The organism is Paenibacillus darwinianus (genome assembly GCF_000598065.1).
GTDB lineage: Bacteria > Bacillota > Bacilli > Paenibacillales > Paenibacillaceae > Paenibacillus_I > Paenibacillus_I darwinianus.
This window is the reverse complement of record NZ_KK082164.1, coordinates 2,061-21,870: the sequence shown is the minus strand read 5'-3', so window position 1 is coordinate 21,870 and position 19,810 is coordinate 2,061. Positions and strand designations below refer to the sequence as shown.

The following is a 19,810-nucleotide window of genomic DNA, read 5'->3' as shown; positions in this document are numbered from 1 at the left end:
AGGAGCTTTTCCTGTTCGTCTTGGCGGATGCTTGCGTTGATGCGGATGCCGCGCCAATATTCAAACATAAATCAACTTATATACGAATTTAAATTTCGTTTAAAAAATGCCGCCCGTTCAGACACCCGCCCATAGGCGGGCGCATAAGGTGTACCAAAACCGCATCTTCAGGGAGGAATCCGTTCATGGTCCAGCAATCCTTGCCGCAGGTCGTTTACAACGCCGACCCTTCATGGCTTCAGACGCTTGTGGCCGTCAAAACCTCATTGATCGATATTACCACCCGCTGCATCGGACTATCGGTGCGCGTGCAGACGATCGACGGGCGCACGTATGACGGCGTCCTCATGGGCGCCGACGGCTGCCATGTGTATCTGCACGTCGGACGCACGGAGCAGTCAGGTTATGCGTATCCGGCATATCCCGCATTCCCGGGCTACGCCGGCTATCCGGCAGGCTATTCGCCCGGCTTTGCGGGAAACCGTGCCTTCTTCGCGCCCGTGCTCTCGAGCGCCATACTGCCGCTGGTCCTGTATGAACTGCTGGTCATCACGCTGCTGTATACTTAATTTGTCCAGCCTCAGCCGGTCAGGCTTTCCTTGCCGCGCAGCTCCGTCCCTCCCACGCCTTCGCGCTTCATGAAAGGCCACCAATTGGCCTCGCCGAAGCTGCGCACCATGACGGGAATGAACAGCGGCAGCACGACGAGCGCATAGAGGAAAAGGCCGCATAGCACGATCGTTGCGATCTGGAGCAGCGACATGACGCCCGAGGGCAGCATGGCCGCGAACGTGCCGCCGAGAATGAGGGCAGCGGACATGATGACCGACCCCATTTTTCTCATGGCCAGCAGAATCGCTTCTGCCGGCTTGAGATGCCGGTACTCCTTGAAACGGTCCATGAGGAAAATGCTGTAGTCGATGCCGAGCGCCATCAGCATGACGAAGCCGAAGAACGGCACGGCCCAGCTGATGCCCGACAGTCCCACGACCCGCACGAAGATGACTTCCGCGATCGCGACCGACGTATAGTACGTCAGCAGCAGCGAAAGCACCAGGTAGATCGGTATGACGACCGACCGGAACAGCAGGATCAGGATCAGCGTAATGCCGATCAGCATCAGCACGACGGTGCGCGAGTAGTCCGCCGCCGAAATGCTGCGCAGATCCTCATTCACGCTCGTAACCCCGCCGACTGCAACCTCCGCGCCGCCGCCGGCCGGCGTTCCTTGCAGCGCCCGGTCGGCCGCCGCTTTCAGATCGTCGATCTTCGCCATCGTGTTCAGCTCGTAAGGATTGCCTTCGAACACCACGTCAAACTTGGCGATGCGGCGATCCTCGGAGAGGTAAACGTCAAGCGCCGCCTGAAAGCCGCTCCGCGCGATCGCTTCCGCCGGAATGAACCAGCCCGTCAGCTGCTTATCCGGCGAGCCGGCCAGTTCATCCAGATAGGATTGGGCCGATTGCAGCCCGTCGGTCACCTGGCCGAGCCCGGATACGCTTTGATCCAGGCCGCTCGCGAGCTCGCCAAGCTGGTCGTTCAGCTGCGCCAAACCGCTCTGCAGCTTGCGCTGGCCCGCCGCGAGTCCGTCAATCCCTCCCGACAGCGCCGGCAGCCCGGCCATGATGCGGCTCTGGCCGCCCGCCGCCTGCCCGAGGCCGTCCTGCAGCTCCGCAAGCCCTTGCGACAGCGAAGCGAGGCCTTTCGTGAGCGCCGCCTGACCGGCCGCGGCACGAGACAGCCCGGCGTTCGCCTGCTCCAATCCGCCGGATATGCCGGCAAGCTGACCGTTCAATTGCTTGAGGCCCGCGCTCAGCTCGGCCGCGTTCGTTTTCATGCCGCTCACCGAGTCCTGCAGCCGGATGTAATCCGGATCTTTCTGCAGCTCCGGATATGTCTGCCCAAGCCCCCCCAGCCCGCTCTCGACCTCAACCAGGCCTGCGGCAAGGGCTGCCTGCCCGGCCTGCGTATCGGCATATGCCTTCGACAATTGCGTAAGGCCGCCGCCAAGCTTGCCGTAACTGGCCAGCAGCTCTTGGCTCGCCTTGCTCAGCCGGTCGGCGCTTGCCTTCGCCTGCGCCGCGCCCGCCGCCAGCTCGCCGGCGCCGGCCGAGCCGTCGTTCAGTCCGGCCCCGATCCGCTTCAGCCCGCCGCGGAGCTCGGCGATACCGGCCTTCAGCCGCTCCGTCCCGGCGACAAGCTCGCCCGCACCGGCTGCCGCCGCCTGCAGCTTAGGCGCATTCTCGCTGAGCGCGCCGCTCGCCTCGGACAGCCCTTGGCCGATCTGCCCCAAGCCGTCCTCGCTCTGTCCGATCCCGTCGCCCAGCGTGCTGCTCTGCTCGGTGACCTGCAGGTCGGCAAGCGGTTCGCCAGTCGGGCGGGTTGCGCTTCGCACCGCCTTGACGCCATCCACCTTCGCCAGCTCTCGGCTTACCTGCTCGACAGCCGCCAAGCCTGCCTGCGTATCAAGCGGCTCGNTCACCACGACAGTCGTCGGCAGCGATTCGCCGGGGCCGAAGCTCTCCGATATGAGGTTGAACGCCTTGACAGAGTCGTATTTGTCGCCGATTTCGTCGAGCGAGTTGAACGATGCCGTATTGCGGAACGCCGCCAGGAAAGGCACCATCAGCACGGCGATCACCAGCATCGCCCACACCGGCTCTTTCAACGAAAACGACCCTACCGCGCCCCAAAGACGGCTGGGCTTATGCTCAATCGAGCCTTTCGACGGCCAGAAGAGCGCTTGGCCGAACACCGAGAGGAAGAACGGCACCAGCGTAACAAGCGCGATCAGCATGACCGCAACGCCGACCGCCACCGCAACGGCAGACCGGTAAAGCACAAATGTCGAGAACCCGATCGAGACAAAGCCGACCAGCACCGCCAGGCCCGAGAACAGCACGGTGCGGCCCGCCGTCCGGTACGTCTGCAGAATCGCCTCCGTCTTGTCTCCCGATTGGGCCAGTTCCTCCTTAAACCGGCTGATCAGCAGGATGCAGTAATCCGTGCCGATCCCGAAGAGGACGGCGACCATAAATATCTGAGTAAAGGTCGATAGCGGGAAACCCGCGTACTCAACGAGAAAAGCGACGACCGACTGCGAGATCAGATAGCTGAATCCGACAGCCAACAGCGGAATGAACGGCGCTGCCACCGAGCGAAACACGATGAACAGAATGATAAGAATGAACGCAACGGTAATCAGCTCCGTCTTCTTAAGCCCTTCCTGCGAGCTCTGCACGACGTCCTCGGAAATGATCCAGCCGCCGGTATAGTAATGCTCAACGTTAATCGAAGCGGCAGCGGCATAGAGCGCGTCGCGGGCTTCAGCCGGCGTGCGCCCGCCGAAGTCGACGCCGATGAGCGCCAGCACCGTTTTGCCGTCCGCGGCGACCATTTGCTTCTCCAACTCTTTATTGTCGTAATGGCTCGTCACGGACGTAATCCCGTAGGCCTCGCCCTCCGCCTTCAGCTTATCCAGTCCTTGCTTGATGTCCGCCATATTGCCGTCCGTCAAGCCGGACGCGTTATGAAACACCAGCACCGCGGTTTTACTCCCGTCCGCAGCGTCTCCGCCCATCTCATCCAGCAGCTTGGCGGCCGCGGAGGAGGAATAGCCGTCTGGAACCTCGATCTGCCCCTTCTCCCGCACCAGCTCCTCCATATTCGGCGCCGTCAACATGAGTCCCACGGCGGCCGCAAGCCATAAAACCGGCATCAGCCACCGTATTTTCAGGATGGTTCTCATTTGGGTTCATAGCTCCCTTCAGCCGGATCGGTCAATACTTTAGCCAGCTTCTCAAACGTTTCGATGAAAGCGAGCGCTTCTTTGCCTTCGAATTGCACCATATAGCCGGCCAGCAGCTCCTGAATCCGCTTCTCCACCTCATCCGAAAGCCGTTTTCCTTCCTCCGTAACCGACAGATACATCACCCGGCGGTCCGCCTCGTCCGGAACCCGCTCGATCAGACGCTTGTGGACCAGGCGCGTGATGATCGCCGTAATCGAACTTTTGCCGACGCAAAAAGCGTCCGACAGTTCAGACGACGTGCAGCGGCCCCGGCGGTGGACATAACGAATCGTCGAATACTGATCGAGCGTCATTTCCTCCCCCATATCTTTGCGGATCAGCGCATTCAGCCTGCGATTGACGGTGAAATAGGCCTGCTCGTAACGCTGTATGATCGACTTCAGCTCACCATGCTCCATGCCGTATACTCTCCTTTTTTTGATTCGATAGACAAACTGTATATTATTCGAATTATTCGATAATCGAACTATATCAGGCGGACGGATTTCATGTCAAGTCCATCCTGCCCGACCCCATGCCTGCTCCTGAATTACGATCTCCTCTTGGCCTGACTGACCGTCCCTGCGCACCAAGCCATAATACAAACCCTTCCGTTCGAGCAGCGATTCATGCGTCCCCTGCTCGACCATTTTCCCGTCCGCCAAGACGAGTATCCGGTCCGCTTGCCTTATCGTGTTCAGCCGATGCGCGATGACGATGCTCGTGCGTCCTTCCATCAGCCGGTACAAGGCCTCCTGAATTTTAATCTCCGTGATCGTATCGATGCTGCTGGTCGCCTCGTCCAGAATTAGAATTGACGGATCGGCGAGCATCATGCGGGCGATGGAGAGCAGCTGCTTCTGACCTTGGCTGATTCCGCCGCCGTCCTGCTGCAGCACCGTATCGTAGCCCTGGGGCAGCTTGACGATGAACGAATGCGCATTCGCCGCTTTGGCCGCGCACCGGACCTCGTCATCGCTTGCATCGAGCTTCCCGTAACGGATATTGTCGATTATTGTACCCTGGAACAGAAATACATCCTGCAACACGAAGCCCAGATGCCGCCGAAGGCTTTTCCGCTTGATTTGCCTGATATCGCGGCCGTCGATCAGAATTCGCCCCCCGTCCGGCTCGTAAAATCGCGTCAGCAGCTGAACAACTGTCGTTTTCCCCGCACCCGTCGGACCCACCAGCGCAATCGTCTCCCCCGGCGCAGCATGAAAGCCAACACCCGACAGCGTCCGGCCGCTGCGCTCATAGGAGAACGAAACGTCGGCAAACTCGATTTCCCCGCGCACGTCGTCCAGCTCTGCAGCATCCTGCTCGTCAAGCTCCTCTGGCTGCTCATCCAGCACTTCGAACACCCGCTCCGCACCGGCCACTGCGGATAGAAATACGTTGAATTGGTTGGCCAGATCGTTCAGCGGACGGGTAAATTGCCGCGCGTACTCGGCGAACATGACGATAACCCCGATCGAAACAAGACCTTTCAGCGCAAGCAGCCCGCCTGCGCCGGCCACGATGGCAAAGCTGATATTGTTCAGCATATTCATCAGCTTGGGAATAAAGCCGGTATACGTCTGCGCCCAATAGCCGGATGCTCTCAGCCGCTCGTTGCGCGCCGTGAACTCGGCAATGACGGCCTGCTCCTTGGAGAAGCTCTTCACGATGCGTTGGCCGGACAGCGTCTCTTCGACAAAGCCGTTCATTTCGCCGAGACTGTGCTGCTGCTCCCGGAAATACCGTCCCGTACGGGCGGTAATCCACCTCATGCCGAGCAGCATCGCCGGCACGATCACAAGTGTGACCGCCGTTAACAGCGGACTTGCCAGCAGCATGAGCGTCAGCATGCCCGTGAAGGTCAGCAGGCTGGACACCAGCTGGATAAAGGAGCTGTTCAGCGTCTGGCTGACATTCTCAATGTCATTGGTCAGCCTGCTCATCAATTCCCCGGATTGCCGTTTCACAAAATAAGGAATCGGAAGCCGGTGCAGTTGGCGAAAAAGGTCGCTCCGCAATGCGGCCACCGTCCGCTGGGCGACGCCGATCATCCAGTAGTTCTGCAGCCAGCCCGATACCCCCTGCAGCAAATAGCTGCCGGCGAGCACGGCGATCAAGCCCGCCAATCCGTCGTAATCGCCGGACACGAAATAATCGTCGATCGTGCGGCCGAGCAGATAAGGTCCAAGCAAGCCGAGTACCGAGCTTGCAACTACCATAAGGAAAATAAGGGCCAGAAGCGCGCGGTGAACGGCGAGGTACGACCAGATCCGCTTCAAGGTGAACCGCCAGTTCTTCAGCTTGGGCTTCGCCTTCCGCTGCCGTTTGTGTTCCGGTTCAGACATGATCCGCCGTCTCCTCTCCGAATTGGGAATAGATGATTTGACGGTACAGCGCCGACCCGGCCATGAGCTCCGAATGGCTGCCTTGGTCCTGAAGCCGCCCGTCCTGCAGGATCAGAATCTTATCGGCTTCCATGGCCGTCGAGATTTTCTGCGTAATGATCAGCGTCGTGCAGCTGTAATGCTTCAGGGCGGCAAGCAGCGCCGCTTCCGTCCGCATATCGAGCGCCGACGTGCTGTCGTCCAGCAGCAGCAGCCGCGGCCGGCGGATGAGCGCCCGGGCGACCGACAGCCGTTGCTTCTGGCCGCCGGACAGATTAACGCCCTTCTGGCCGAGCATCGTTTCATATTGGGCTGGCAGCCTCATAATCGAGTCGTGAATCTGGGCGTGCCGGGCGGCCCCCATGACCTCTTCAAGCGATGCATCCTCCTTGCCCCACAGCAAATTATCCCTCACCGTCCCGGTAAAAAGCACCGCTTCCTGCGGCACATAGCCGATCTGCCCCCGAAGCCGCTCCGGATCCATCGCGCGGATGTCCCAGCCGTCGATCCGCACCGTTCCCGATTCCGGATCATACAGTCTCGGCAGCAGCTGAAAAAGGGAGGACTTCCCGGAGCCGGTGGCGCCGAGAATGGCGACCGTCTCGCCGGGCGCGACGTCGAATGAAATATTCGACAGCACGGCGTCCGGCGTATCCGGATAGCGGAACGTAACGCATTCGAAGGTCACTGCGGCCGCAGGGATGCCTTCTTCTTTTCCGAGCCCATTCCGCCTGTCTTCGGCGTGTACCGTCTCCGCATCATCTTCTTCCGACCGCAGTACCTCCGAGATCCGACCGGCGGACGCCTTAGCGCGGGAGAGCCCCGTCATGATAAACGAGATCACGGAGAAGGCGCCGGTAATACGCGTCGCATAGTTGACGACCGCGACGATCTCGCCGACATCGGCGCGGCCCCCGATCACCTGCCGGCTGCCGAACCATAGAATGAACAGCACACTGATATTCATGACGAACAGCAGCGCGGGAACCGTAAGCTCGACCAGACGAATCGCCCTGATCGTCCGGTCGGCCAGCTCATCGTTCGCCCGCGTAAACCGTTTGTGCTCATGGCCGTACCGCACAAGCGCCTTGATGAGCCGCATGCCGAGCAGGTTTTCACGGAGCACGGCGTTCGTCCGGTCCAGCTTCTCCTGAACGTCCCGGAACAGAATGAACCCCCGGTTCATCATCCCGACGAGCAAGCCGAACATAAGCGGCGTGACGACGATCAGGATAAGGCCGAGCTTCACATTGATCGTAAGGGCCATGATCAGCCCTCCCACCATCATCAGCGGCGCGCGCATCATAATTCGCAGCCCCATAAAAACCAGGTTCTGCAGCTGCGTCACATCGCTCGTCATGCGCGTAATGAGCGTCGCTGCCGGGAACCGGTTGAACTGGGCAAAAGGAAACGATTGCACCTTGCCCCACAGCACCTTGCGGAGATCGAAGCCCAACCCTTGACTGACATGCGCGGCGTAAAACGAATTGACAATGCCGGCCGCGAATCCAAGCAGCGCGACAACCGCCATCATGATGCCCAAACGAATAATCTGGGCCGAATCCCGTTCCAGAATGCCTTCGTTGATGATCCGTGCCATCAGAATCGGGTGCCACAGCTCGACCGCCAGCTCCACCAGCATCAGCGCCAGCGCAACGACGGCCGCAAGACGGTAAGGCTTCATATAGGACAGCACAAGCCTCACATGAATTCCCTCCCTCGATCCGCTATTCGAGAATTGTTCAGATCATCCATGGCTCCTTCCTTTATTCGACTATCGGCGGAGCAGTTGATTCCGCCTCCCCATGATCCAATGTCAGGAATCAAAAGTCGAGCCCGGCCCCCCCCTACCGCTTGGCCGAGTCGAACGGTTCTCCGGCCGCCTTCGGCGCCCTGGACGTCTTCGAGAACAGGACGAGCGCGATCAGTGTCACCACATACGGGAAAACCTTAAGCACGAACGGCGGAATGACCGCCAGCGACGGAATCGCTTGCGATACGTTCGCGACCGTGCTGGCAAATCCGAAAAACAGCGTAGCCGCAAGAATGCCCAGCGGTCTCCATTGGCCAAAGATCAACGCGGCGAGCGCGAGGAACCCGAGCCCCGACACCGTTCCGGAGAATTCGCCGGAGAACGTCATAATAATAATCGCCCCGCCCAGCGCGGAGAAGCCGCCGGATATCATAACCCCAATATAGCGCATGCCCCTTACGTTGATGCCCGCCGCCTCGGCCGCATGCGGATGTTCCCCGCAGGAACGCAGCCGCAGTCCGAACGGCGTCTTGTACAGGGTAAAGGTGCTGATGGCCACGATGAGCAGGATAAGCCACGTGGTCCAATAGGTTTTCGTAAAAAGCAGCGGTCCGAGCAGCGGAATATCGGAAAGCAGCGGAATGTCAAACGGCAGAAAACCTTGCTGGATGCGAATGTTGCCACTGCCCGTCATATTGCGGGAGAGGAAAATGGTCAGCGCTCCGGCCAGCATGTTGATCGCCGTGCCGCTGATGACCTGGTTCGCGCTCAGATTGATGCTTGCAAACGCATGAAGCAGCGAGAACACGACACCCGCCGCGAAGGCGGCAAGCAATCCGATCCAGATGGCAGCGGCCTTGTTGTCCATCGTTTCCTGAAGCCGGAATACGATGAATGCGCCCATAAACGCCCCGACCACCATCAAGCCTTCTAGGCCGATGTTGACGACCCCGCTCCGTTCGCTGAACAACGCGCCGAGCGCCGTAATCAGAAGAGGGATGGTAAACACGATCGCATACGGCGCGATCTGCTGCAGTATCGTCCACAATTCGCCCATATCGTCACTCCCCCTTCCCCTGCTGCGGCGCGGTCCCAGACCGGTTCAACGGCAGCCTGCCTTTGAATCTGCGCACAAGCCGTTCGATCAGAATGCTGGTCGCCGCGAAATAGATGATGATCGCAATGATCGAATCCGCGATTTCGGGCGGCACCTCGGTCATCGCGTTCATGAAGCCCCGGCCCGAATAGAGCAGGCCGAAGAAGATGGCGGCCAGCAGAACGCCGACCGGCGAATTTGCGCCTAGCAGCGCGACGGCGATACCGTCGAAGCCCTGGGACGGCAGGATGCCGATCTGGATATTGGCCGCGTTGCCCGTATACTGCACCATGCCTCCCAGTCCGGCAAGGCCGCCCGAAATGAGCATGGACACCACGATGCTGCGATTGACGGCGATACCGCCGTACTCCGCAGCGTGCCGGTTGAAGCCGACTGCCTTCAACTCATAACCCAGCGTCGTTCGGTCGATCAGGAACGCCATGACGATGACCGCGATCAGCCCGAGGAAAATGCCGAGGTTAATGTACGAGCCGTCGAACATCTCGGTCAAGCCGGGCACTCGCAGCGTCGCCGCTTCCGGCAGAATCCTGGACTCGGTCTCCAGCGACTCCGCCTTGAAATAGGCCGGAACGGCGTAATTCACGGTCCAGAAGGCGATCCAGTTCAGCATGATGGTCGAGACGACCTCATGCACATTATATTTCGCCTTCAGCAGGCCGGGGAGGAACGCCCACACGGCGCCCCCGATAAAGCCCGCGAGCACCATCGCGGCCAGCAGGACCGTACGCGGCCAATCGAAGGTCAAGCCGATCGCCGTAGCGCACAGGCCGCCGATCAGCATTTGGCCGGCTGCGCCGATATTGAACAAGCCGGTGCGGAATGCGAATGCGACCGACAATCCGGTGAAGATCAGCGGTGTCGCCGTTGCCAGCGTGTTGCCGAGCCGTTCCGTGTTTTTCAAGCCGCCCTGCATCAAATAGGTGTAACCTTCGATCGGATTATGTCCGGTGACGGCCATCAGGATCGCACCCGCAAGCAGCCCGAACACGACGGCCAGAAGGGAAACGATGGTGTTTCTCATGCGGTCTCCCCCTTCCTCACGCCGGCCATCATCAGACCGAGCTCATTTTCGTTCGTTTCGGAGGCCTCTACGACTCCGATCAATTCGCCGTTGTTCAGAACCGCAATCCGGTCCGAAACGTTCAGCACCTCGTCCAGCTCCAACGAAATGAGCAGCACGGCCTTGCCCCGGTCACGGTGCTCGATCAGCCGTTTGTGAATGTACTCAATCGAACCGACGTCCAGCCCCCGAGTCGGCTGAACCGCGATCAGCAGGTCGGGATCGCCTTCGATCTCGCGCCCGATAACCGCCTTCTGCTGGTTGCCGCCGGATAAAGAGCGGGCAACCGAAGCCGCGCCTTGGCCTGAACGCACGTCGTAGCTGCCGATAATCCGTTCCGCATACGAGCGGATGGCCGACTTGTTCAGAATGCCGTTTCGGGAGAACGGATCGCGATGATACACCTCAAGCACCATATTCTCCGCCAGCGTGTAATCCAGAACAAGCCCGCGCTTGTGCCGGTCCTCCGGAATGTGGCCGATGCCGCTTTCGTTGCGGTCGCGGATGCTGAGTCCCGAAATATCCTTTCCTTTCAGGCGAATGCCGCCCGACTCCGTCTTGCGCAGGCCCGTGACGGCCTCGACCAGCTCGGATTGCCCGTTGCCTTCCACGCCTGCAATACCGACAATCTCCCCCGAGCGCACCTCAAGGGATACGCCGTTCAGTCCAAGCACCTGCTTATTGTTCTTCACCGACAGCGAGTCAATCTGCAGAACGGCATCGCCCGGCGAAGCCGGCTTTTTCTCCACCTTAAAGGACACTTGCCGGCCGACCATCATCTCCGCCATTGCCGCTTCGCTCGCCGCAGCCACTTCGACCGTTCCGACCGTTTTGCCGCGTCGGATAACCGTGCAGCGGTCGGCGAACGCCTTAATTTCTTTCAGCTTATGCGTAATCAAAATAATCGACTTGTCCTCCTGAATCAGGTTTTTCAGGATGGCGCCAAGCTCTTGAATCTCCTGCGGCGTCAGAACGGCCGTCGGCTCGTCCAATATCAGCACATCGGCATTCCGGTACAGCATCTTCAGAATCTCCACCCGCTGCTGCATACCGACCGATATATCCTCGATTTTGGCATCAGGGTCGACGTTTAAGCCGTACCTCCGCGAGAGCTCCGCAATCCGTCTGCTCGCGCTGCGCGTATCCAGCACAAAACCCCACCTGCTGTTCTCGCTGCCGAGGATGATATTTTCCGTTACCGTAAACGTATCGACCAGCTTGAAATGCTGATGCACCATTCCGATCCCCAGGCGGTTGGCCACGTTCGGATTGGCGATGCGCACTTCTTTGCCGTTGACCCTGATCGTGCCGCGGTCGGCCTGATACATACCGAACAGAATGCCCATGAGCGTCGATTTGCCTGCTCCGTTCTCGCCGAGCAGCGCATGTATTTCTCCCCGCTTTAGCTGCAGCGTGATGTCGTCGTTGGCGACGACTCCGGGAAACTCCTTGCGTATGCCGAGCATTTCCACCGCGTAATCCATCGAAAGAATCTCCTCCTCCAAGAAGGATGGTATGAATAATCCCCCAACAAACTTTACATACAAAAAAAGACGGAGCCTCCGTCTTTTTGTATTGTCTTTTTACATTCGCTTTACTTGATCAAATCTCCTTGTTCGGCAGCAACCGTAATTTCTCCGGCCTTGAGCTTCTCGAACACTTCCTTCGATTTGGCGACCGCCTCTTCACTGAGGTTCGGGTTCTCGGCAGGAAGTCCCACGCCGTCGTTCTTCGCGTCGAAAATCAGCGTCTGGCCGCCCGGGAACTCGCCTTTGGCCTCCGCTGCGATCATGTCGTACGCGGCCTGATCAATTTTCTTCATCGCGGAAGTCAGGATAATGGACTTGCCCGTTGCATATTCGCCGTCCGCATATTGGTCGACGTCGACGCCTACGATCCAGGCTTCTTTGCCGTCTGCCGCGCGCTTCTTGGCTTCGTCGATCGCGCCTACACCGACACCGCCCGCCGCCGCGAAAATAACCTTCACGCCGCGGTCGTACATCGATGCCGCCAACTGACCGCCGCCCGCTACGTTGGAGAATGTGCCCTCGTAGATGACGTTCTCTTTCTTGATCGCAACCTTGGTGCCAAGATTGTCGTTCGCGTATTTCACGCCTTGCTGGAACCCCCAGTTGAACTTCTGCACCGGCGGAATTTCCATGCCGCCGATGAAGCCTACATCGCCTTCTTTAATTTGAACCGAGGTCGCCACGCCGGCCAGGAAGCCGGACTCCTGCTCCGCAAAGAAAATGGAAACCGTATTTTCGCCGACTGCTGCATTTCCTTTATCGTCTTTCGGCGCACCGTCGATGAGCACGAACTTGGCGTCCTTATATTTTTCCTGGGCCTTGAAAATCGCCGTCTCGAACTTGAAGCCTGGGGTAACGATGAATTTGAAGCCGGCGTCGTACAGGTTGCCGATCTCTTTGGTGTAATCGGCTTCTGTCGTGCCGGTCGGTTTCAGATACTTGTTCTCCAGACCGAGCTCTTCGGTTGCCCGCAGTATGCCTTCCCACGTGCCCTGGTTAAACGACTTGTCGTCGATGGTGCCGGCATCTGTTACCATGCCTACTTTGAAATCGGCCTTCGGCTGCTCCGCCGCATTGCCTTCGCCGCCGGCTGCTCCGTTCGTGCCGCCGTTTGCTCCGTTGTTGCTGCCGCCGCAGGCCGCAAGCAGACCCATTAACAGGACCAAAACCGCCAGCATGCCAGATCTTCTTTTCATTTTCAAGTGCCCCCTTGGGATCATATGTATTTCACCAAAACTCCCCTTATTATAACCCATTCTCGACATTTTGTGGACAGCATTATTCAGGTTATGAATTTTCATAAATCCCCGCCGCCCTTGTCCCTCAGTGGGATCGCGTCACATTGACACCAACCCGCCCAACCGCTATATTTGGGTCAAAAACATGGCGCGATTCGTCGGGATCGACATGCGGTTTCCCCGTTTAAGCGCCGCTAAAAGGAGCGGTATGATGGATATGATCGCGGAAATGCCCAAGGTTGATCTGCACTTGCATTTGGACGGCTGCGTCCGGCCTTCCACGCTGCTCGATTTCGCCCGCATTCAGGGTGTGCAGCTTCCTGCCGACGATCCGCGCGAGCTCCTTCCGTATATGCAGGCAAGCGAGGCAACAGCAAGCCTGACCGAATACTTGCAGAAGTTCGGGTTTGTCCTTCCTATGCTGCAGACGGGCGAGGCATTGGAACGCGTTGCCTACGAAACGGTTGAATCGGCCGCAGCCGACAACTGCTTATATATTGAAGTTAGGTGGGCGCCGATGCTTCATACGAACGGAGAACTGGACGCGGACGGCGCTATCCGGCATGTATTGGACGGCTTGCGGCGGGGCGAAGCCCGGTTCGGCGTAAAAGCGCGCGCCATCGTCATATGCATGCGCCACCACGACGAAGCGACGAACCTGCGGGCCGTCGAGGCGGCGGCGCGTTTTGCCGGCCAAGGAGTCGTGGCGGTGGATCTGGCCGGCGATGAGGCGGGGTTTCCGCCTGGCCTGTTCCGCGGCGTTTTCGCCATGGCGGCAAAGCTGGGGCTTCCCGCGACGATTCACGCCGGCGAGGCGGGCGGTCCCGGGAACGTTCGGGAAGCGATCGAGGGATTGGGCGCGGTCCGGATCGGACATGGCGTGCGGATTCGCGAGGACGCCGCAGTCATGCAGCTCGTGAAGGAGCGCCGCATCCCGCTGGAGATGTGCCCGGTCAGCAATATTCAGACCAAGGCCGTGTCCGGGTGGGACGATTACCCGATTCGCGACTATATCGAACAAGGCGTCACCGTGACGGTACATACCGACAATCCGACGGTATCGGCAACGACGATTACCCGGGAATTCCGGGAACTCGCCGCACGCTTCGGTTTTACGCCATCCGAGCTGGCCGCCCTTGCGCTGAACGGCGCCCAAGCGGCTTTCTTGCCTCAGGAAGAGAAGGCTGAGCTGGTGCGGGAGATGAAGCGCCGCATCGAGGCGCTGGGCATCTCGTGTTGATATCGCTCCTATGCGAGATTTGCAGGTATACGCCAGCCAAGGCGGGCAGGGCTGTTTACAAGAAGGTAACGTATAATAAGCCCTGATCCTGGACTATCCTAAACGGATAGGAGGTGAGAACCATGGCCAAAGACGTTCTGTGCGAAGTGAACTCGTGCAAATATTGGGGCACGGGCAATAAATGCAACGCAACTTCGATTTATGTAGTCAGCCACCGCGGCAAGCAAGCGCACAACTCGGAGGAAACAGACTGCAAAACATTCGAACCGAAGATTTGACACAAACGGATACTTGACGTGGAGGCAGCCTGGCAGGGCTGCCTTTTTGTCGAACGTTTCGACCGTATTTGCGCTCCTGAGTATACTATACCCGTTCATGAGCATGATTATCACTGAGAACGGATGAAACCGCTGCCGACCGACGGTTTACGAGATAGATGCCCGCGCCAATGAGCAACGCGCCCGCGCCGACATACCATTCGAGCTTCTCGCCCAGCAGCGCCCAGCCGGATAATACGCCGAACATCGGAGCAAGAAAAAGATAAGAGCTCGTTTTGCCCGGATCGCCGATGCTCAGCAGGTAGTACCAGCAAGAGAACTGCACGATGGAACAGAATACGGCCAAGCCAAGCACGATCATAACGGGAGGCCACGCAAGCGTAAAATAGGGCTTCTCCAGCAGCATGCTCGCTGCCAGAAGCACCAGTCCCCCGAGCAGCATTTGATAGGCCGTCATGACCCATGTGTCGAACCCCCCGCCCCAACGCCGGACGAGCAAAGTGGCGGCGGCGAACGATACGCCGGACATAAAGCCGATGATCATGCCCGGCTCCAGGCTCAGGCGGGAACCGAACGTCACCACGACACCGCTTAACCCGAGCGCGACACCGAGCCATTGGGCGATTCCGTAGCGCGCGCCCAGCAGCAGCGTGCTGAGTACGATCACGAGCAGCGGATTCAGGAACGTCAGAATCGCCGCTTCGCCCGAGGTGATCCAGTGCATTGCGTAGTAGGCCAGGCCCAGAGCACCCGCCGTCTGGCAGCAGCCGATAAGAAGCAGCTGAAGCCATTGCTTCAGCCCCTTGGGCTGACGCCGGCGCGCGGCTGCGACGAATGCCGCCATCAACACGCCGGCGACCAGAAAACGCAGGCTCATCAGCAGCAGCGGCGAGGCATAACGCATGCCGATGCCGCCGATCGGAAACGCCACTCCCATCAGGAAGGTAGTGCCGACAACCAGCAGCGTATATGAATACGATTTCATATGGTTTCTCTCTCCGTTTTCATTTTCGGAAGTTTACGTTTATTGCTACTGACCGTCTATCCGGCCCTCTTGTTCCCCGGTTCCGCCGGTCAGAATCCGTTTCACGCGGCCGACCTGCCCGTCGGTCAACCGCACCTTTATGCCATGCGGATGGGTCGGCGAATTCGTCAGCAGATCCTTCACGACCCCGCGTGTCGTTTTACCGGTCCGTTGATCCTGCTTCAGCACGATATCCACTTCCAAACCCGTGCGTATCCGGCTGCGGTTCTGTCCGTCCAAGCTCATACGTTCCATCGTCTCCTTTTGGTCATGGCATCTGTTCGGCGGCGCGTTTCATGCAGACCGCGATGCCGATAAAATAACGGATACCCTCGCGCGGCTTCTCGAACACAACCCCGCGTTGATAATAGATTTCTACCTGCTCATAACGGGTGAACAGCCCCGCGAATTCCGCCGGCGTCAACTGATGGACGTGAAAAGGCTCGCTCGTCGGCATCCCCCTGCCCCGTCCGAACGGACTCGACAGGATGAGCGTGCCGTCGGGACGAAGCATCCGCTCGAGATTTTGCATAAAAGCGGATTCGTCCCTCACATGCTCAATCGTCTCAAAGCTCACAATCGTATCAAACAAGCCGAGACTGTCCGGCAGGTCCGGATCGACGGCGTCGCCTTGGCGATACGTTATTTTCTGATGGTGATATTCACGCTCCGCATACCGGATCGTATCCGCGTCGTTGTCGACGGCGACAATTTCCGTCACCTCACGCTTGCGGTCCTTGGCCATCATATGGCTGCCGTAGCCCGTGCCGCAGGCGAGATCGAGCACTCTTCCCCTCACATGGGGAAACGCAAAGTAATACCTGGCGATATGCTCCAGAAGCATGCCGTTCGTCGGCTTCAGCTCCTTCGGAATGATTCGCTCTCCGGTCCACTCCAGCATGTCGTTCACCCGTTCCTGACCAATTGTGTTCAATGGGCACAAAATATAGCACGGGGGCGTACCGAAGTCAAGCCCTGCCGACCTGTGTGTGCGAAGTCATGCGGATGGGGTGGGCTTGTCGGCGGTATTTCTGTATAATGAGAACAGGGATGGATCAATACATGAAATTTGAGGTGAACACCAAGGCTGGCCGGAAGATCCGGTCGTCGATGAGCCGATGAACGATACGATGACGATTCACATAAAAGTATGCGCACATTGCGGCGATCCCAAGCCATTGTCCGATTTCCTCCGGCGCACCGGCAAACGCTCCGGCGCCCAGTCCCGCCGCGGGGCTTGCCGGGAGTGCCGCAAACGGAGAAAAGCGGAATCGCTTTCACCTGTAAACCTTGATGCGGAGGAGCGGTACAACGCCGGCTCCTCTGGCGTTGACGACTTTACCACGGCACCCGACAGCGATGTGCCGGAGCCGCACCTGAACCCCTTGCCGTCCGACGATGCCGAAGGGGATGCGCCTGCGCCCAAGCGGAAGCGCAAACGCAAGCGCCGGAGCCGGCGTTCGCGCAAGCCCATCATCGATGCGGAATTGCCGGCAGCGCCTGAGGCGCCCCGAATCCGGACGGTCCGACCGATGCCGGAGCCCCCGCCGCGGCCGGACGGGCCGGACGCTTCCGTGCTGGTGCCGACCAGGCAGGGCATTATTCGTATGCGCGGTAAGACGGACAAGGGAAGGCGCTGGCACCAGGAGACGGATCTGGAGACGGCGGTCACGCTCGTGAACGAGCATGCGGCCGTTGTCGTCAACCGCCATACGATTCGACGGCTGTACAGCAACAAGGCGTTCCGCAAATACATTTTGACACGCGACCGCTATACTTGCCATTTCTGCGGCGAATACGGCGATACGATCGACCATGTGCTGCCGAGAGCCAAAGGCGGCCACACGACGCCGATCAACTGCGTCACCGCCTGCAACCTGTGCAATCAAAGCAAAGCCGACCGCGATCTGGACGAATTCATGAGCGCGGAGGATTGACGGCTGCGGCAAAAAGCTTCTGCCCGTTGGAACTCCAACGGGCAGAAGCTTTTTGCTTATGTTCGTATCAATCCCCGGAGATGCCGCTTTCCTTGAGCATCACGTCATGCGCTCCGCCCTCGACCAGACTCGTGGCCGAGACAAGGGTAATGCGCGCCTTCTGCTGAAGCTCCTGAATGGAGAGAGCGCCGCAGTTGCACATCGTCGATTTGATTTTGCCGATCGTCTTGTCGAGGTTCTCCTGCAGGCTGCCGGCATACGGCACATAGGAGTCGACGCCTTCCTCGAACAGCAGGTTCGACTTGCCGCCGCTGTCGTAACGCTGCCAGTTGCGAGCCCGGTTGGAGCCTTCGCCCCAGAACTCCTTCACAAAGCTGCCGTTCACCTTCAGCTTGCGCGTCGGGCTCTCGTCAAAGCGTGCGAAATAGCGGCCCATCATCACGAAATCCGCGCCCATCGCGAGGGCAAGCGTAATATGGTAGTCGTGCACGATTCCGCCATCGGAGCAGATCGGCACGTAGATGCCCGTCTCCCGGAAATATTCGTCACGCGCTTCTGCCACCTCGATGACGGACGACGCCTGACCGCGTCCGATCCCTTTCTGCTCCCGCGTGATGCAAATCGAGCCGCCGCCGATTCCGACCTTGATGAAATCCGCCCCCGCATCAACCAAATAGCGGAAGCCCTCGCGGTCGACGACATTGCCCGCCCCGATTTTCACGTCGAAATTCGACTTCACGTAACGGATAACATCGGACTGCCATTCGCTGTAGCCGTCCGAGGAGTCGATGACCAGCACGTCTACGCCCGCTTCCACCAGCGCCGGTACGCGCTCCTCGTAATCCTTCGTATTGATCCCGGCGCCGACGATGTAGCTCTTGTTCTCGTCGAGCAGCTCCAGCGGGTTTTCCTTATGCGCGTCATAATCCTTGCGAAACACAAGAAACTCCAGGTTCTGATCCGCATCCACGATCGGCAAGCAGTTCAGCTTGTGCTCCCAGATCAGATCGTTCGCGTCTCCAAGCGACAAACCTGACTGCCCGTATACGAGCGACGAGAACGGCGTCATGAACTCGCGGATTTGCTTCGCCGACGAATCGCGGCTGACCCGGTAATCGCGGCTTGTGACGATGCCGAGCAGCTTGCCCCGCGGCGTTCCGTCCTGCGTAATCGCCACAGTGGAATGCCCCGTCCGTTCCTTCAGCTCCAGCACATCAGCCAACGTATGCTCCGGCGTCAGATTCGACTTGCTGACTACGAAACCGGCCTTCCACGACTTCGCCTTGCTGACCATTCTCGCCTCTTCCTCAATCGACTGCGAGCCGAAAATAAACGAAATGCCTCCCGCTCTGGCCAACGCCACCGCCATATGATGGTCCGACACGGCCTGCATCACGGCCGACGAGAACGGGATGTTAAGCTGGATGGCCGACTCCTCGCCCTTCTTGAATTTCACGAGCGGCGTCTTCAAATGAACATTGGCCGGCGTACACGCTTTGGTCGTCAAGCCCGGAATAAGCAAATACTCGCTGAACGTCCTTGACGGCTCCGTATAATAGGTTGCCATTCTATATCTTCCTCCGATCCGGTGCGTAAATTTTATCAATTCTATCACCGAACCGGGGAGCGGTCAAGCCAGTCCGCATACAGCCAAACCACGCTGTTGCAGCGGAGTGGAAATGCGGTCGAGACCCGCGCCATTCAGGACTTCGAATTCAATCACGCACGTCATCCGGGGCATGGAACCGGCCGTCCCTCTCATTCGGCACATTGCCCGGACAACAGAGGTTTTCCAGAAGAATAACGGGAGCTATTCCCGTAAAAAATCACGATCGGCTGACGCTCATCCCGCGCGCTCGGTCGTCAATCCCCCCCCGGCGCCCTTCACTCTGAGCTACACGCCTATAAGCGCCAGATCCACCTCGGGTACAAGACCCTCTTGCGCGGCGCGGCCGAGAAGCGCGTACACCGCTTCAAATCCTTGGCCGCCGAGCTCGGCGGTGAACTCGTTCACGTACAGATCGATGTGCGCCTGCGCTACCTCGGGAGACATCTCCTGCGCATGCCTGAGTACATAGGCCTGCGACGCCTCGGGATGCGCCCATGCATAGTCGACCGATGCGCGCACCCAGCCGGCGATCGCAGCCAAGTCGAGATTGCGGCGCGCAACGATCGCCCCGAGCGGAATCGGAAGGCCCGTATCCGTCTCCCACCAGCTGCCCATATCGGCCATAAGCGTCAGCCCGAAGTTCTGGTAAGTGAACCGCGCTTCGTGGATGACGAGCCCGGCATCGATGCGGCCGTCGCGGACCGCCGGCATAATTTCGTGGAACGGCATGACGACGATCTCGCCTACGCCGTCAGGTATGCTCTGCGCCGCCCACAGCCGGAACAGCAGATAAGCAGTCGAACGGTCGCTCGGGACCGCCACACGCCGCCCTGCCAGCCATGCCGGCTCGG

17 protein-coding genes are annotated in these 19,810 nt (G+C 59.2%); 4 read left to right on the top strand and 13 right to left on the bottom strand.

The features are described from left to right. Nucleotides 1-185: 185 nt before the first annotated feature. Nucleotides 186-569, top strand: a complete 384-nt coding sequence (locus BG52_RS09000) for a hypothetical protein (RefSeq protein WP_051588179.1) — start codon at nt 186-188, stop codon at nt 567-569. Between the two features lie 11 nt (nt 570-580). On the opposite strand, the gene BG52_RS08995 is transcribed toward BG52_RS09000, so the two are convergent. The 8 genes from BG52_RS08995 to BG52_RS08960 form a co-directional block, all read right to left on the bottom strand. Then, nucleotides 581-3,748 carry an MMPL family transporter gene (locus BG52_RS08995; protein ID WP_036667134.1) on the bottom strand — a complete coding sequence of 1,056 codons (3,168 nt, stop codon included), beginning with the start codon at nt 3,746-3,748 and terminating at the stop codon, nt 581-583. Further along, nucleotides 3,745-4,209, bottom strand: a complete 465-nt coding sequence (locus tag BG52_RS08990; protein WP_036582252.1) for a MarR family winged helix-turn-helix transcriptional regulator — start codon at nt 4,207-4,209, stop codon at nt 3,745-3,747. Before BG52_RS08990 ends, BG52_RS08995 begins: the two co-directional genes overlap by 4 nt. Nucleotides 4,210-4,302: 93 nt before the next feature. Continuing rightward, nucleotides 4,303-6,135: an ABC transporter ATP-binding protein gene (locus BG52_RS08985; RefSeq protein WP_051587692.1), complete on the bottom strand. Its 1,833-nt coding sequence runs from the start codon at nt 6,133-6,135 to the stop codon at nt 4,303-4,305. Continuing rightward, nucleotides 6,128-7,879, bottom strand: coding sequence for an ABC transporter ATP-binding protein (locus BG52_RS08980; RefSeq protein WP_144340775.1), 1,752 nt, complete (start codon nt 7,877-7,879; stop codon nt 6,128-6,130). Before BG52_RS08980 ends, BG52_RS08985 begins: the two co-directional genes overlap by 8 nt. Before the next feature lie 142 nt (nt 7,880-8,021). Next, entirely contained in the window at nt 8,022-8,975 is a 954-nt protein-coding gene (locus BG52_RS08975; RefSeq protein WP_036582287.1) for an ABC transporter permease, read from the bottom strand. A gap of 13 nt (nt 8,976-8,988) precedes the next feature. After that, nucleotides 8,989-10,065: an ABC transporter permease gene (locus BG52_RS08970; RefSeq protein ID WP_036582250.1), complete on the bottom strand. Its 1,077-nt coding sequence runs from the start codon at nt 10,063-10,065 to the stop codon at nt 8,989-8,991. Continuing rightward, a complete protein-coding gene (locus BG52_RS08965; protein WP_036582248.1) occupies nt 10,062-11,588 on the bottom strand; it encodes an ABC transporter ATP-binding protein in 1,527 nt (508 codons plus the stop codon). Before BG52_RS08965 ends, BG52_RS08970 begins: the two co-directional genes overlap by 4 nt. Before the next feature lie 110 nt (nt 11,589-11,698). Further along, nucleotides 11,699-12,829 carry a BMP family lipoprotein gene (locus tag BG52_RS08960; RefSeq protein ID WP_036582245.1) on the bottom strand — a complete coding sequence of 377 codons (1,131 nt, stop codon included), beginning with the start codon at nt 12,827-12,829 and terminating at the stop codon, nt 11,699-11,701. A gap of 250 nt (nt 12,830-13,079) precedes the next feature. Between BG52_RS08960 and add the strand changes: the two genes are divergently transcribed. Continuing rightward, nucleotides 13,080-14,111 (top strand): adenosine deaminase, encoded by a 1,032-nt coding sequence (gene add, locus BG52_RS08955; RefSeq protein WP_036582243.1) that lies wholly within the window; start codon nt 13,080-13,082, stop codon nt 14,109-14,111. Between the two features lie 122 nt (nt 14,112-14,233). Further along, nucleotides 14,234-14,389 carry a DUF1540 domain-containing protein gene (locus tag BG52_RS15405; RefSeq protein ID WP_081793712.1) on the top strand — a complete coding sequence of 52 codons (156 nt, stop codon included), beginning with the start codon at nt 14,234-14,236 and terminating at the stop codon, nt 14,387-14,389. An 85-nt stretch (nt 14,390-14,474) separates the two neighbouring features. Here the strand turns inward: BG52_RS15405 and BG52_RS08950 are convergent, their stop codons facing one another. The 3 genes from BG52_RS08950 to BG52_RS08940 are packed head-to-tail and all read right to left on the bottom strand — an operon-like array spanning nt 14,475 to nt 16,314. Continuing rightward, complete coding sequence (locus BG52_RS08950) at nt 14,475-15,374, bottom strand: DMT family transporter (protein WP_036582241.1); 900 nt, start codon at nt 15,372-15,374, stop codon at nt 14,475-14,477. Nucleotides 15,375-15,419: 45 nt separating this feature from the next. Further along, nucleotides 15,420-15,653: a YwbE family protein gene (locus BG52_RS08945; RefSeq protein WP_051587694.1), complete on the bottom strand. Its 234-nt coding sequence runs from the start codon at nt 15,651-15,653 to the stop codon at nt 15,420-15,422. Between the two features lie 28 nt (nt 15,654-15,681). After that, the gene (locus BG52_RS08940) at nt 15,682-16,314 is read right to left on the bottom strand and encodes a class I SAM-dependent methyltransferase (protein ID WP_036582239.1); all 633 of its coding nucleotides are present in this window, start codon (nt 16,312-16,314) and stop codon (nt 15,682-15,684) included. Nucleotides 16,315-16,531: 217 nt separating this feature from the next. Here BG52_RS08940 and BG52_RS15400 point away from each other — a divergent pair, with 217 nt between their 5' ends. Continuing rightward, complete coding sequence (locus tag BG52_RS15400) at nt 16,532-17,350, top strand: HNH endonuclease (RefSeq protein ID WP_036582236.1); 819 nt, start codon at nt 16,532-16,534, stop codon at nt 17,348-17,350. Nucleotides 17,351-17,417: 67 nt separating this feature from the next. Here BG52_RS15400 and BG52_RS08930 read toward each other — a convergent pair whose 3' ends face one another. Next, nucleotides 17,418-18,917, bottom strand: coding sequence for an IMP dehydrogenase (locus tag BG52_RS08930; protein WP_036582233.1), 1,500 nt, complete (start codon nt 18,915-18,917; stop codon nt 17,418-17,420). A 327-nt stretch (nt 18,918-19,244) separates the two neighbouring features. Continuing rightward, nucleotides 19,245-19,810: MqnA/MqnD/SBP family protein (locus BG52_RS08925; RefSeq protein ID WP_036582231.1), on the bottom strand; the 566-nt coding region annotated here is incomplete at its 5' end.